Consider the following 13,796-nt stretch of genomic DNA (forward strand, 5'->3'; position numbering starts at 1 on the left):
ACTAACTTCGACACAGAAGTTGATGATTTCGTGATGGACTATTTTGCCGATCAATCACGGCGCGTCCTGCTTGTGGCAGCGGCCGGATTCGATCCTCGATCGCGCAGAATCGCCCAGATGCTGTCGGCCACCCTAGGCGACCGCCTGTCGGCTCTCTTCATCCGCGAGGAGCGACCGAATCCCTCGGCGGCGCTGCTCGCGCGGGCAAATGAGAACGAAGCCGCACTCAGGGGCATTGTGCCTGACTGCAAGATTCTTCAGGTGGAGATCTTCGCGGACGACAGCGCCCCGGTCGGTGGGGCTCGCATCGTCAAGCTTCTTGGCGAACACCCTGTCTCCAATGACGTGACAGACGTCATCCTTGATCTAAGCGCGCTTTCCATCGGTGTCGGCTTTCCAGCAGCCAGGATGCTGCTCGAGGATTGCGAGACCGCGGCCAATCGCGCCTTCCATCTTATGATCGTTTCCAACCCCGAACTGGACGACAGGATCTCAGGCGTCTCTTGGAGCCGTCCGAGTCCGGTTAAAGGGTTTTCTCCGCCTCCGGAGGCTGACGGCGAGCGAGAACTGGCACAGATATGGATTCCACAGCTGGCGTGCGGGCGGATGCCGGCGCTTACCCAGATCGGAGTCGTAATCGGCAGATGCTACAAAATCTGTCCGCTCCTGCCATTTCCCTCGCGCAATCCCCGGCGCGCCGACGACCTGCTGTCCGAATATCAGACTGCTTTGGTCGACGAGTGGGCAGTCGATCCGCGCGACGTTGTATACGCGTCCGAGAAGAATCCATTGGACTGCTACCGAACGCTTTCAACCCTCAAAGTCCGTTTCGACCGGACCATGGCCGGTACCTACGAGCCGCGCATGGTGCTGTCACCGGTCGGCAGCAAGGTTCTCGCAGCCGGAGCGCTCATGGCTGCGATTGAGCATGGCATGGCCGTGCAGTACCTCGAGACAGAGAGCTACTCCTTCGTCGACAGCCCGACGCTGCCGGGTGGCCTGTCCGATATGACTGTTCATCTGATCCTCTCCGGCCCTATCTATAGCAGCTACGACGAGACAGGCCGAACCTAATGACGACCCCGAACTTCAGCGCCAAGCTGGACGCGCTGCCCGCGACGCTGGACCTCTTTGGGGAATACGACCCGTCGCCGCTCGCAGCAGCCCTAATACAGGGTGCCCAGAGGCACGCGCTGGCGGTTGGCTCCGGGGGATCGGCAATCACCGCCGAGTATTTCTCACGCTGCCGGGACACGCTCGGTCTCGGTCCTACGTCAGTGCAGACGCCGATGCAGGCCGTCCTGGAAATGCACGGATTAATGGGCAGCGACGTATGGCTCTTCAGTGCGGGTGGCGAAAATCCTGACGTCACGGCCGCCGCGCAGGGCGCTCTCGACCGGCGTTGCGCACGGCTTCACCTAGTGACGCGCAACCCGGACAGCGCCGCCGCGGAGATCGTCAGACGAGGCGGCGGCGCTGTCCACGTGGTCCCCGTCGCAGATCCAAAGGACGGATATCTCGCCACCCACTCGCTTTTGGCCTCGACCACAGCCCTTCTCGTCGCCAGTGACCTCGCGTCGCGCGACCCGAGAGGCACGGAAGCGTTGCTCAGGATCCTCTCTGCACGGATTGGCTCAGGGCGGGACACGATCGCACGATCACAAGCCGTCGAACTGCTGGCTCGCGTCCGGCGCAGTGACACGATGATTGTGGCGGCAGACCCACTGTTGAGGCCGCTCTCGGTGCTACTCGACACCTCGATTTGGGAAGCATCATTGTCCCCGGTCCAAACTACTGATTTCCGTAACCTAGCTCACGGTCGGCACACGTGGCTCCACCACCGCGCAGACAAGACCTTCGTCCTCGCACTCACCGGGACCGACTCGCGATCGACGTGGTCCGCGATTGACGCCATGCTGCCGCCGTCCATTCGCCGTCTCTCCATCGACCACGGATCTTGCGGCCGACTGGAGAGCGCGCTTTCGCTGCTCGACGGGCTCAACGTAATCGAAGCCCTTGGCACGATCTTCGGGGTCGACCCCGGCAAGCCAGGGATCGGCGAGTTTGGACGGTCAATCTACGAGGATCGGTCGCTAGCCGACACGGCGGCACGTATGCCGTTCAATGTGCGCCACAAGCGTGCTGCCATGGCTCGGTCGGACATGATGGACACGGAAAGCGATCCGCTCGTCTCAATTGGGCAGAGCCGTCTGAAGATGCTATCGAATGCCGACATTGGCGGCGCGGTCTTCGACTACGACGGCACGATCGTATCAACAAGCGAACGCTACGGGCCACCGAACGCCACCATTGTTGACGAATTGATTCGGTTGCATCGCGCTGGACTTGCGATTGGCGTTGCTACAGGGCGTGGAGGTTCGGTCGGGGAGGAGTTACGCAGACTCCTCCCCCCCGATATAACGAAGTCCATTCTCGTCGGATACTACAACGGCGGACGCCTCAGGACCGCTGACGTGAACATTAAGGAGGAACCCGCGCAGCCCGACCCTGCCATTCAGGAAGCAGTCGCTTGGCTGCGCGGTCGGGAAGACCTCTTCCTTCATCCGGAGTTCGAGGTACGGGATGTCCAGATCACCGTTAATATGGACGCACTTCGGCATCCTTACCGCTTCGCGCTCGACCTCGCCGCTTGTCCCGCGCTGGCGGCTGGGCGGGTCCGCGTCATGGGCTCTGGCCACAGCTATGACATTGTACCAGCGACATCGAGCAAACTTGTGGTCGTGGAGGCCATGAAGGCCACCATGAAGCCGGGGAGCGAGGTCCTCTGCTTTGGCGACAGCGGATCAAAGACCGGCAATGATCACGCCTTCCTGGCCCATCCGTTCGGAATTAGCGTCGGCGATGTCTGCGCTGCGCCAGACGGATGCTGGTCGCTGTTCGGAGCCAGCCCGACCGGCCCGGAAGCCCTTCTCAAGTTACTTCGGGCTCTAGTACCATCTACCGATGGGCGAATTCGCCTTGATGTAGCATCGCTCGCAATCGACAGCCTCTGATAAACTGGGGGAGGGTGAACATGGGTGCTTCAAACCGCTTCCACGACTGGCATGTCGATGTAGTAGGTACGGGCTTCACGGTCCTGGACCGTGTATATGCAGACGGGGACCTGACCGACGAGGCGCTTGGCGGCTCGTGCGGAAACGTGCTGGTCTCACTGGCTATGCTCGAGCGCAACGTCGCTCCCGTGCTTGCGCTCGGGGACGACGACGAGGGCGAGAAGCTCGTTGACGAGTTCAACCAAGCCGGGGCGGTCGTGAGATTCATCCATCGACGACCGGACCTGCGCTCACCGGTGCTCGCGCAGGAGCTCGATACGGCGTCGGGACAGCATGGCTTCAGCTTCATCTGCCCCGAGACCAAGGAGGAATTTCCCCGCTATCATCCCATCGGGAAGGCGGAGCTCGCATCTGCGCTCCCAGTGCTGACCAGTTGCAGTGTCCTATATGTTGACCGCCTGTCCGATAGTATCCTGGAGGCCATGAGGATGGCGAACTCCGCTGGGGCCATCATCTTCTTCGAGCCGTCTAAAATCGAGGAAGACTACCTCTTCGTCCAAGCACTCCGCATGTGCTCGATCCTTAAGTACTCGGAGGACCGACTTGGCCACCGCCTGTCGGAGTTGCATACCGAGTGCGTGCGGATCGTTACCTATGGTGCCGCTGGCCTTGAGGTCCGCGGTGCAGACGATACGGTCTGGTGCAAAGCGGTTGAGGCGCCGAGCGTCCTAGACACCTGCGGGTCGGGAGACATGGTCAGCGTTGGGATTATCGACTGGTTGCTGACCAAACAGTTCGAGCGCACGGAGTTGAAGGTGGCGGATCTGCTGGACGGCGTGGTCGCAGGCCAGCGGCTCGCGGCGGAGAACTGCGCCTATGCTGGCGCTCGCGGGCTCTTCAAGCACCAAGGAGCGGACTATGTCCGCAAGGTTTTGCGAGAAGGAGGCGGAGCCTCCTACTCGGCAGCAACGAGATAAGCCTCGCCGGCTTCTGCGCGCAACTCGGTACGGAGTTCCATCAGCAGCACACCAAGCATGTTGCGGCCGACTCCATTAACCTCGCCCCATAGGCGGTTGACCTCGTTGTCCACCGTCGCACTCTCCACAAGTCTAGCATCGCCGGTCGAGAGAAGCAGTTCGCGCAGATCCTCGTGCTGGGTGAATTTGGCGCGCAGCACTGCCCTCATCCGGTCGAATTTCGTCGTCGACCAGCCCGGAGCTACGTCCCAGTAGTACAGGCCGTGAGCCGCCATGGCGAGCAGTGCCGGCGACGGGGCATCCATGAGCCACTTTTTCACCGCTGGCTTGCGTGCCTTGCCCGCTTGGTAAGCGTGCTCGCTAGTCGCAAACACTTCGCCCTCGAACGTTATATCGCGCCGATAGAGGTTGCTGAACGCGCCGTAGGGCTTTTCGCTCGCCCGATAGAAGCGGATCTCGCTCATTGAGGGCTCCTTGCAAATTTGATCGTCTACGTGCATGCTAATTTGCATGAAACCAACAAGCAAGCAGTTAAGCGACCTTCAAGCGAGGATCGCTGAGGCTAAGGCTCAAAAGGGACTGTCGTGGGCGCAAATCGGGCGAATCTCGAACGTCCACCCGAGCCAAGTCGGCCGGATTTGCTCCGGCCAGTTCAAAACGTTTAGCCATAACGTCGTGCAAATTTGCGAGGCACTCGGGGTTAGCGTGCCCCACCTCGAGCCTGATATAAGGGGTGTGGTGCCGGAGTGGGCAGCTGTTCAGTCAAGCATGCGCCGAATCTGGGATGAAACTCCGGAGGGCGCCAAGACAATTGCGAAGCTGCTAAATGTGATCTCCGACTTACAGAACGCACGCAAGGGCGAGCCGCCCAAAAGCACCTAGTGGTCTGCGCCAAACTGGCAGTTACGTTCTACAAGGGATTGCGGCAGGCTGCGCAACATGGATGTTTCGCAGTGGGCCCTTGACCTGAAGCTGGCTCCGGCCGCCCCGAATCAGTTGGAGAGCCTCATTCGCAGCGGCGACACGCCGCAGAAACTGGTGCCGCGCGCCCAGATGCGCTGCTGCGCAACGGCACGCGCCTGAACGGCTCCATCGCGGTAAGCATCCGGTGAGTTCCGCGGTCAGGCTGGCTTCCAATTCCAGGGCAGCAGTTCGGGCAGGCGGTTCTGCGGCATGTCGGCGATGCGGGCCAACACGTCGGCGAGCCACGCCTGGGGATCGACATCGTTGAGCTTGGCAGTGGTGAGCAGGCCATACATGATCGCCGCCCGCTGGCCGCCGCGATCGGAGCCGCAGAACAGCCACGCTTTCCTCCCGAGGGCGATCCCGCGCAGGCCGCGTTCGGCGGCGTTGTTCGTGAGACACAGCCGGCCATCGCCGAGGAAGCGGGTGAAGCCGTCCGTAAGCGGAGCGTGATCGCACCGGATCAGGCGTTGACGGCCGGCTTCCAGTTCCACGGGAGCAGGTCGGCGACACGGCTGGCGGGATAGCCGTTCACCATGCGCTCCAAGATGTCGCGCAGGTAGGCGAACGGCTCGACACCGTTGAGCTTGCAGGTTTCTACCAGCGAGGCGATCACCGCCCAGCGGTGGCCGCCGCCTTCGGAACCGGCGAACAGGCTGTTTTTACGACTCAAGGCGATGGTGTGTTCATTGTGCCCCTCTTCTTCAAGTTTCTGGAAACATTGAAAGTTGGTCCTTGGAACCGAGGCAGCACGGCTCGCCTTTGCGTCCAACCGCGGCAAGGATACGCTGATCCTGAAGGTCGTAGGCGCGGATCTGGTAGGGAGCGCCGGGCACGACCTGCTCGGCGACGATCAGCCCGGCATCCATAAGGTGCCGAAGTCGGTGGCACGAGATGCCGAGCGCCGCGGCGGCCTCGTACTGGGTCAGCCATTCGCCATCCTTCTCGGCCGACCGGTAGGCGCGGATGCCATGGACCCGGCGCAACGAGCTGACACGATGCCCGGTCCAGGATTTCCCCTGCCCGGTGCGCATGCCCATCCGGTTCAGCTGCGCAGCGATGTCCACATCCGACCAGCGCGTCGCCATGCTGCGGATCACCGCCATCGCTTCCTCCGGCGTCCGGCAACCGTGCTCCCCGGTTTGCGGCTTGGTGAGACGCAGCTGCGAGTGCTGGCCCCCGCGCCAATGGATGGTGAGGATGACCTCGCGCGCCGCCTCGTCGACGTCGGCGATGATGTTGACGATCAATGTCCGCAGCAGCCGTTGACGCGCCCTGGTGGTCACCCCCGGCGCGTTCCAGGCGGCCTGCAGGTCGTCCGCCAGCCCGGCGAAGTCCGGCGCCGTGGGAGCCGGAACGGGAGCCGACACGGACGCGACCCGCGCTTCGCACGCCTCGACACGCTGAAGCGCCGCCTCCCAGTTCTTTTCCAACTGCGCGGCGATCAGCCGATTGTCGGGATCGCAGGCGGCATAGCGCCGTTCCGCCAGCGTCGCCTCGTAGCGCGCCTTCTGAAGATCCAGCTCCGCCATCCGCCGTCGTTCGGTCTGGTGCTCCATATGCCTCCGCTCAGCTTCCAGCGCGGCCTCGATCGCCATCGGCTCGACGGCTCGCAGAAGTTCGCCGGCGACCGCCTCGTCCACCCGGGAACTTCCGAACCCAAGGCATCGTGGCAGCCCGAGCATCTGGTTCGGGCGGTCGCAGCGATAGCCGGCCTGGCTCGGGCTGCGGCCACGGTAGGACACCGCCAGCCGTCGCCCGCACCGCGCACAGCTCAGGACGCCGACCAGCAAGGCGCGCCCGCCGCGCCCCGACTTCGCGCCGCCGACCCGGCCGTAGGCGTTGGCGGCGAGCAGCGTCTGGTTGCGCTCGAACTCGTCCCAGTCCACGTAGGCCTCGTGGTGATCCTTCAGCAGAACCTCCCACTCTTCAAGCGGCTTGCCGTGGCCATAGCTCTTCCGCGCCCGCCCTTCGACGATTTCGGTGCGCTTCTCGCTCTTCCCGTAGACGTAGGCGCCGGCATAGAAGGGGTTCTTGAGCACACTGATGACATTGCGGTAGCGGATCGGCGTCCAGTCGAAGCTGATCAGTCTCTTGCCGTCAGACGGCCGCGGGAAACAGACTCCTTCCGCTGCCAGCGACAGCAGGACCTGGCGCGCGCTGCCCAACTCCCGGAAGCGGGTGAAGACGAGGCGGATCACCTCCTGAACCCGCAGGTCCGGATCGAATCCCAGACCGACCTCTCGGTGCCAGATGTAGATGTAGCCGATCGGCACGCTGATGCGCAGTTCGCCTCGCCGCGCCTTGCTGCGGGCGGCATCAAGCATCCGGGTCCGCAGCACTCCCAACTCGAACTCGCTCATGCTGCCCTTCATGCCCAGCAGCAGCCGATCGTTCGGCCGCCCCGGATCGTAGATGCCGTCGAGGTCGATGACCCTGGCCTCGACGAGCCCGCAGAGTTCAAGCAGGGGGTGCCAGTCCCGGCCGTTGCGGGCGAGCCGGGAGGCGTCGAGGCACAGCACGGCGCCGATCTCGCCGGCACAGAGCGACGCCACCAGCCGCTCGAACCCGGGCCGCGCCATGGTGCCGCTGGCGGAGCGCCCGAGATCGTCGTCGATCACCTCGACCCGGCGGAACCCACGGCGCTTGGCCGCGTCGACGAGTTCGTACTGCCGGCGTTTGCTCTCCAGGTTGGTCTGGACCTGCGCCGGGGAGGACTGGCGGACGTAGACCACGGCCTTGCGCTTGAGCACCGACGGCGGCAGGAGATCAGTGTTCGCCATCGTCATGCTCCCCGGTTCCGGCACCTGCGGCTTCCATCAGGAGAAGGGCCAGTTGCACCACCGCCGCGGCGCGGTCGGCCGGGCTGATCGTCCGCAGCCTTGCGGTGTCGAAGGCCATGCTGAACTGACGCCGGGTCTTGGCCCGTCGTGTTGATGCTGACGGCATTTTCATGTCGCTCCTCCGGGACGATGATCGCATCGCCTGGAGAGCTTCGCCTGAATCCGCCGTCGCTCAGCTGACGCTGAAGGTTGATGAGCGCTTCCACCGCGACCCGCGGCGTACCGAGTACCATGCCGGCGCAGATGACAGGGTCCAGCATCCATTCCGGCAACACCGTGATGATGCCGGGCGCCGCCTCGACGAAAACCTGATGGCCGATGGCGCGCGCCTCGCTCCACATCACCCGTACGCGACGGCCATACAGCGGATGCCAGCGGTAATGGACGTCAACATCCTGCCCGGCATGGGCACAATGGACGGGCGATGGCCCTCACGCGCAAGAATGCCCTGTTCGCCGGCAACGACGGCGGCGGCGAGCACTGGGCGACGATCGCGTCGCTGGTGGAGACCTGCAAGCTCAACGGCGTCGACCCGCAGGTTTGGTTCGCCGACGTGCTGACCAAACTCGCCGGCGGACATCCGATCACCAAGCTCGATGAGCTGCTGCCCTGGGCCTATGCCCGGCAGGCGGAAACCGCCGTGGCCTGAAAACACCGCTTACCCTTCATCAGCCCCCGCCAGCGGTACAGCAGGCTTTCGTGCACGCCCAGCCGGCGGGCCACTTCCGTCACCACCACGCCGGGGCGGAACGCCTCCTCGACCATCCGGACCTTTTCCGCCGGCGTGTAATTCCGCCGCCGCTCCGTTCCCGTCAGAACCTCGACCCGCTGATAAGCCATGACGTTTGCAACTCGTTTGCGTCCGCGCGATGACGCGCCACGCAAACCTCAGACGCCAGCCCCTACTTTGCCAAGGCGGCGCTCACCGGAGGCGTATCCATCGCGCGGGAAATCGGCGTGTCGCTGCCGACCGTGCACCACCGGCAGTGCCTGGTTCAGGAGCAGTGCGTGGACGGGCTGCTGCGCGACAAGACGCACCCGCCCCGCATCCCGCCCTTGGCGCCGGAGCTGATCGAGCGCGCGCTGGAGATGACGCTCAATAAGCCGCCCGGCGAAGCGACGCACTGGAGCAGCCTCACGATGGCAGCAGCCAGTGGACCAGCGTGCGCCGCATCTGGCGCGCCCACGGCCCCAAGCCGCATCGGGTCCGCACCTTCAAGTCTTCCTGCGATTACAAGTTCGCCGAGAAGATGGACGTGGTCTGCCTCTTCATGGACCTGTCGCAGCACGCGCTGGTGCTGTCGGTTGATAAGAAGTCGCAAATCCAAGCCCTAGAGCGCACCCATCCGCGCCACGATCAACGCTCCCGAACGTTGGCGACACGGACATACTCACCTGTACGAGGCTCGATCGACACCATAGCGATGTCACTCATTCTACGCGCCTCCGCCGCCCGCTGCGCCTCGGCCACATCCTGTCCGGCATAGACCAGCGCCCCCGCTTGGTCGAACACGCCAACGCAGAAAAAGCGACCAGGATTGTCCGGGTCGAGCGAGCCCATGATCCGCTCGGGCATGTTCCAGCCCGAGAAATACGTTGCCGTACCCACCCCGCCCACGATCCCGCTGCTGACCACGCCAACGACGTGGCCCGCCTCGTTAAACACGGGACCGCCGCTCATCCCTCCGGGCCAGTCGGCTGCCACCCGGATCACCGGCCATGGTCGGCCGCGGTTTCCATCGGCGGGCACGACATCGATGATCTCGCCGATCGATCCGTGCAGGTACTGGGAGATCGGACGATCATCGCCGCTTGGTTCGGAGTCCAGGTCTGGATACCCGAGCGCGAGCACGCGTTCGCCGGATTGCGGCCTCCAGCGCCGCAGGTCGAGCGGTAGGAACGGGGTTCCATCGGCACCGGGACGCGCGAGCCTGATCCGAAGCACCACCAACTCCATCAGGTTCCGCAGCCGAGGCGCCGAGAACAACGGCGTTTCAACACCGACAAGAGCGTAGGAGCCCGCCAGTGGGCGCCATGCGTCAGGGCGCCGCCGCACTTGGCCGAAACCGAGACCATCCACCTCAAGCGCCGCTAGGCGCAGGTCAGGCCGAAGCACGGCGCCGGTGCTGGCCTCATTGCCCTCAAAGAGGTCCTCCAGGACGTGAAACGCGGTCAGACAGCGAGACCAGAGATCAATGCGGAACGCCGTTCCATGGCCGATCGGCCGGTCGTCCGTCCGGTTTGGATCGAAGCTGAACAACGGCAGCACCCGGGCGCGAAGTTCCGGATCCTGCACAACGAAAAGCCCGCGGTCGTCGACCGCACTAGGTTCGGGCTCGATCGGGAAACTCACTTCTCCGCCCCTCCCGCTTGCGCATAGCTCGGAAGGAGGTGAAACCGCCAAAGCGGCAGGGCGTCGTTCACGTAGCTTGGGCTGATCAGCGGCTCGAACCATCCCGGCCTGAGCGGCGCCCGCAGTTGCACGACGTGACCCTCGGAAAGCGTCGCTTCCGCAAAATGGCGTGAAAACATCCGGCTCAAAGTGCCGATCATCTCGAAGCCTTCGTTAATCTGCTCTTCTGGCTCCCAGCTGAACTCGATTGCCAGCAAGCGCCCAGACTCGACCACAGGTACCGCCTCACCTCCAGTCCACTCGCCGTGTTGGACGAAAATCCAAGCGATCTGCTGTTCGGTTGGGTCGGTGATTTCCTTCTCGCCCGAGTAGAGGACGGCCCGCTCAATCACGCCTTCGACGAACCCGTCTGCGGCGATGAGGCTCGTGCGCGCGGGACTCATGACCAGCCGCAACTTCAGCGGCGGCCGTGTTCCGATCGTTCTGTCTCCGAGAGCGCCCAGTTCATTGGCACGGGCGGCTACCAGCATGTCCAGAACGACATCGCCTCGGGCATTGACGAACCTTGAAGGCGTAACCAGCGTCCACATGGACCACCTCGCCCAGAACACCGCCAACTTGAGCTCGGCGCCGGTTGCGGCCGCATAGGCCTCCAACCCCTCACGATAGGCTTTGCCCATGACTTTCCGCCGTTGGCGCAAAGGATCGTCGATGTAGATGTTTTTTACCTCGATCAGCCACTGCTCACCACCCGGCAACACCACTCGAAAGTCCGGGACGCGGAAGCGATCGGGGGGGAAGACACGGCCCCCGTCCTCCGGCTTCAGGAGCGTGAACTCGCCCAGGCTGGCAAGCAGGGCCTCGAACATAGCCTCTGCCCTCAGGCCGTGCAGGAGACTCGGGTCCGCCAGTGCCCGGTCCACGGCCTGTGCCACATGCGCGCCGAATGCCACCTGGGTCGCCGGGTCATTTAGCGCGAGTTTGCGATCGAGCCCGTACTTCCCGAACTCGGCAAGCAGATCGAATGCTTTCGGCTCGCCCATTCTCAAACACACCCCCAAACACCAGATAGGACAGATGACTCCCAAAATAGCAAGAGGTCCAATTGCTACGGGGTGACGCAATGCGCGCTTTGCTACGCGACCAGATTGAGATGCATAGCGGCGGCCTGCACGCCGCGCTCGCGCCTTTCGAACCGACGGCCGCCGTGCAAGCGTGGCTGGAGACGTTGCGGGCCGTCGAGGAGTTTATCAATCTCGCTCTGTTCGGGCTCGACGACCGAGAGCTCGAGGCATCTCTCATTGCACTACCCGTCAACGCGATCCAATCCCGACCGCGCCGGTTCAGAGCGGTCCGCCACTTTATCGCCTATCGTTACGGCGAGGCCTTTGCTGCCCGCTTTACGACCTTACTGTTGCAGTCTGCAGCGATCGGTCACTCCTTCGCGCTTCATGGCATTGCCGCAGCGGCGGGGTTCCTGACGGTCGGCACCGCGATCGGTTACTTCCAATCCCGCCGGCGACATCTGGTTGCGATGCTTTACACCCTCCCGCGCGCCTGCCGCGGGAGCAGGCGGCTGCACCCGCTCGATACCCTCAATCAGTTTCTTCAGCTCGTCGAACTGAATGGCGTGGCGCTGACCGGCCTGTACCAGCAGGCGATGCTGGCCGAGGCATTCGACGACCATGCGCTCTTCATCGATCAGCGCGGCTTCCAGGGCTCGCGCGACTACCCGGCGTTGGATACCCTGTATCTGGAGCCCGAGCGCGCCTCTATAATCGAGATGACTACGGCTGTCGACGATATCCTTCCGGCAACCCTGGAAGCGGTTCGACGGGATCGCCTGTTCTCTGCGGCCGAACTTCGCAACGACATAAGGTTGCTGGAAACCGCCTACGCAGAGTTCGACCTTGCTTCCTCGCCATTCGCGTCGGCCGCAGCGATGGTACGACGGCTCTCGGAACTTGCCGTCGACGACTACTGGGTGGAGATCACGCCGGCGCAGTTCGACAGCCTAGCCGATGAATTAGCTTTGCCTCAGGCGCTGCGTCACTCCTTCCTTCAGACGGACGACGATTATGTCGCAAACACGAACAGCTATGCCCCCTTCGTAGCAGTCGGCGGCCGGCTTCAATCGTCGGTCACTCTGCTGAGCCGCTTCCTATATCACTGGAAAAACGTCTGCCTGTATCGGAGCCGCCGTTTCCAGATCCGCTCAGGGTTCATTTTCGAGCAGACCGTCGCCGACGCGCTCGCCCGACAGGGCTTCAAGCTGACGGGCATCAAGCGCCTGAATCGGAAGGAGTTCGATGTCGTCACAACGCGAGACGGCGTAATTTTCAACGTGCAATGCAAGAACAACGTCATCGACCTGAGCCGACTTGAGGCGGACGCCAAGCTGTTCGCGCGTTATAATCGAGCGCGCGCGGCGAGCTACGAGCGGGCGCTCCGCAAAGAGATCGGACGGGAGGCACTGCTGACCGCCGAGCTGGGCCTTCCTCGGGTCGAGCATCTCGTGGTTACCCGGTTTCCCGTCGCGACAGACAATCTCAGAGTGATTCCGTTCAGTCGCATCGACGAACTCGCCACGCTGGCCTCGGTCCTTGCCGGGACCGGCTCGGTCTGACCTGCACAAGTGGTCCGCGCCTGACACTCATTCAACTTTGTTGACGCTGACAATGATGCGGGAGCTATGCGGGAAAGTGGATGACGATCTGGTCAGGCGGCGCAGACCGTCGACCGCGTCCATCCGATCCGCAGGCCGATGCCCGCCAGCTGCCGCGCGAGAACGAAGAGTTCGGCTGCGTCGGGGCGCTACGACATACCGACCTCAGTCCCCGCGGCACCGCCGGGCGTGTTGGACGCATAATCCATTTCATATAAAGGGCTATGTTCCGATTTTATCTTAAGAATAAGCGATAGTCGCTCCCGCGCAGAGACGGCAATACAATACCGTCAACCCGCCTCCACTCCCATGCATGTCCAAAGCCGACACTTAACCCCGCCCAACGGCGGGGTTTTGTGTTGCAAGGGGTTGCAAACCGATTCACTGAAGAATCAACGACTTACAAGCCTTGCCAAAAATTCCGTGCAACGCGGATGCAACACGGCAACGACTTCCCGTTCATTTTCCGTTCTTGGGGGACGACTCGGGCTTCCGGCTTGAGCGACAATTGTCGCTGACATAAACTTGCTCCGCGCCGGGCACATACAAGCCAGCTGCATCAGTATGGTGCATGGGGAGGTATGGCTATCCCCTCTGGCGCTGTCACGACTGACCTGTTCCCCAAGTTTCCTCCGCTCAGAGTGGGAGTCCTCTCATGTGATGCCCTGACCGGGCGTTGATGGCAACCGGGGCATGCCCCGGCCCCGCTTTCGGCGACATCCGCGTGGCGACCTCGATCGGTGTGGCGGCGCCGAGGCCGGAATGCGGTCGGACGTGGTTGTCATCGCTGTGCCACGCCGCCAGGACGGTACGGGCATGGATGAGCGAGGTGAACAGCGTCTCGTTGAGGCACTCGTCGCGCCGTTGTCCGATACGCACACCGCCGGCCAATTATTTTGCAGCGAGATCCTTGAGCACCGCGTTGTCGAGCATCGCCTCCGCCAGCAGACGCTTCAGGCGGGCGTTCTCGTCCTCCAGCGT

The 13,796-nt window shown here is 63.2% G+C and carries 12 protein-coding genes and 3 pseudogenes; 7 read left to right on the forward strand and 8 right to left on the reverse strand.

Annotation, left to right across the window (positions count from 1 at the left end; all coding sequences use genetic code 11):
- Positions 1-33 precede the first annotated feature (33 nt).
- The 3 genes from Q4I23_RS09020 to Q4I23_RS09030 are packed head-to-tail and all read left to right on the forward strand — an operon-like array spanning position 34 to position 3,991.
- Positions 34-1,074, forward strand: coding sequence for a hypothetical protein (locus tag Q4I23_RS09020; RefSeq protein WP_498525995.1), 1,041 nt, complete (start codon positions 34-36; stop codon positions 1,072-1,074).
- Positions 1,074-3,014 carry a hypothetical protein gene (locus Q4I23_RS09025; protein WP_498525996.1) on the forward strand — a complete coding sequence of 647 codons (1,941 nt, stop codon included), beginning with the start codon at positions 1,074-1,076 and terminating at the stop codon, positions 3,012-3,014. The genes Q4I23_RS09020 and Q4I23_RS09025 overlap by 1 nt, the downstream gene beginning before the upstream one ends.
- Positions 3,015-3,034: 20 nt before the next feature.
- Positions 3,035-3,991: a PfkB family carbohydrate kinase gene (locus Q4I23_RS09030; RefSeq protein WP_498525997.1), complete on the forward strand. Its 957-nt coding sequence runs from the start codon at positions 3,035-3,037 to the stop codon at positions 3,989-3,991.
- Here Q4I23_RS09030 and ybiA read toward each other — a convergent pair.
- Complete coding sequence (ybiA, locus tag Q4I23_RS09035) at positions 3,970-4,455, reverse strand: riboflavin biosynthesis intermediates N-glycosidase (RefSeq protein ID WP_498525998.1); 486 nt, start codon at positions 4,453-4,455, stop codon at positions 3,970-3,972. The genes Q4I23_RS09030 and ybiA overlap by 22 nt on opposite strands.
- Positions 4,456-4,501: 46 nt before the next feature.
- On the opposite strand from ybiA, the gene Q4I23_RS09040 reads away from it, so the two are divergent.
- On the forward strand, positions 4,502-4,873 hold the full coding sequence (locus tag Q4I23_RS09040) for a helix-turn-helix domain-containing protein (RefSeq protein ID WP_498525999.1): 372 nt from the start codon (positions 4,502-4,504) through the stop codon (positions 4,871-4,873).
- Positions 4,874-4,930: 57 nt separating this feature from the next.
- On the forward strand, positions 4,931-5,074 hold the full coding sequence (locus tag Q4I23_RS09045) for a hypothetical protein (RefSeq protein WP_498526000.1): 144 nt from the start codon (positions 4,931-4,933) through the stop codon (positions 5,072-5,074).
- A gap of 38 nt (positions 5,075-5,112) precedes the next feature.
- Here the strand turns inward: Q4I23_RS09045 and Q4I23_RS09050 are convergent.
- From Q4I23_RS09050 to Q4I23_RS09060, 3 genes and pseudogenes are all read right to left on the reverse strand, one after another.
- Positions 5,113-5,633 (reverse strand): annotated as a pseudogene (locus tag Q4I23_RS09050) (transposase domain-containing protein); the annotation flags it as partial.
- A 25-nt stretch (positions 5,634-5,658) separates the two neighbouring features.
- The gene (locus tag Q4I23_RS09055; RefSeq protein ID WP_498526001.1) at positions 5,659-7,743 is read right to left on the reverse strand and encodes a recombinase family protein; all 2,085 of its coding nucleotides are present in this window, start codon (positions 7,741-7,743) and stop codon (positions 5,659-5,661) included.
- On the reverse strand, positions 7,724-7,903 hold the full coding sequence (locus Q4I23_RS09060; RefSeq protein ID WP_149166644.1) for a hypothetical protein: 180 nt from the start codon (positions 7,901-7,903) through the stop codon (positions 7,724-7,726). The genes Q4I23_RS09055 and Q4I23_RS09060 overlap by 20 nt, the downstream gene beginning before the upstream one ends.
- A 312-nt stretch (positions 7,904-8,215) precedes the next feature.
- On the opposite strand from Q4I23_RS09060, the pseudogene Q4I23_RS09065 reads away from it, so the two are divergent.
- A pseudogene (locus tag Q4I23_RS09065) lies at positions 8,216-8,446 on the forward strand (transposase domain-containing protein); the annotation flags it as partial.
- Here Q4I23_RS09065 and Q4I23_RS09070 read toward each other — a convergent pair.
- From Q4I23_RS09070 to Q4I23_RS09080, 3 genes are all read right to left on the reverse strand, one after another.
- Positions 8,413-8,637, reverse strand: a complete 225-nt coding sequence (locus Q4I23_RS09070; RefSeq protein WP_498526002.1) for a transposase — start codon at positions 8,635-8,637, stop codon at positions 8,413-8,415. The pseudogene Q4I23_RS09065 and the gene Q4I23_RS09070 overlap by 34 nt on opposite strands.
- Positions 8,638-9,154: 517 nt before the next feature.
- Positions 9,155-10,150 carry a trypsin-like peptidase domain-containing protein gene (locus tag Q4I23_RS09075; RefSeq protein ID WP_498526003.1) on the reverse strand — a complete coding sequence of 332 codons (996 nt, stop codon included), beginning with the start codon at positions 10,148-10,150 and terminating at the stop codon, positions 9,155-9,157.
- Complete coding sequence (locus Q4I23_RS09080; RefSeq protein WP_498526004.1) at positions 10,147-11,193, reverse strand: hypothetical protein; 1,047 nt, start codon at positions 11,191-11,193, stop codon at positions 10,147-10,149. The genes Q4I23_RS09075 and Q4I23_RS09080 overlap by 4 nt, the downstream gene beginning before the upstream one ends.
- 80 nt (positions 11,194-11,273) lie before the next feature.
- Between Q4I23_RS09080 and Q4I23_RS09085 the strand changes: the two genes are divergently transcribed.
- Positions 11,274-12,776: a hypothetical protein gene (locus Q4I23_RS09085; RefSeq protein ID WP_498526005.1), complete on the forward strand. Its 1,503-nt coding sequence runs from the start codon at positions 11,274-11,276 to the stop codon at positions 12,774-12,776.
- Positions 12,777-13,564: 788 nt separating this feature from the next.
- Here the strand turns inward: Q4I23_RS09085 and Q4I23_RS09090 are convergent.
- Positions 13,565-13,685 (reverse strand): annotated as a pseudogene (locus Q4I23_RS09090) (integrase core domain-containing protein); the annotation flags it as partial.
- Positions 13,686-13,796: the final 111 nt, after the last annotated feature.

The sequence above is a fragment of the Azospirillum sp. UFLA03-27 genome (assembly GCF_059803775.1).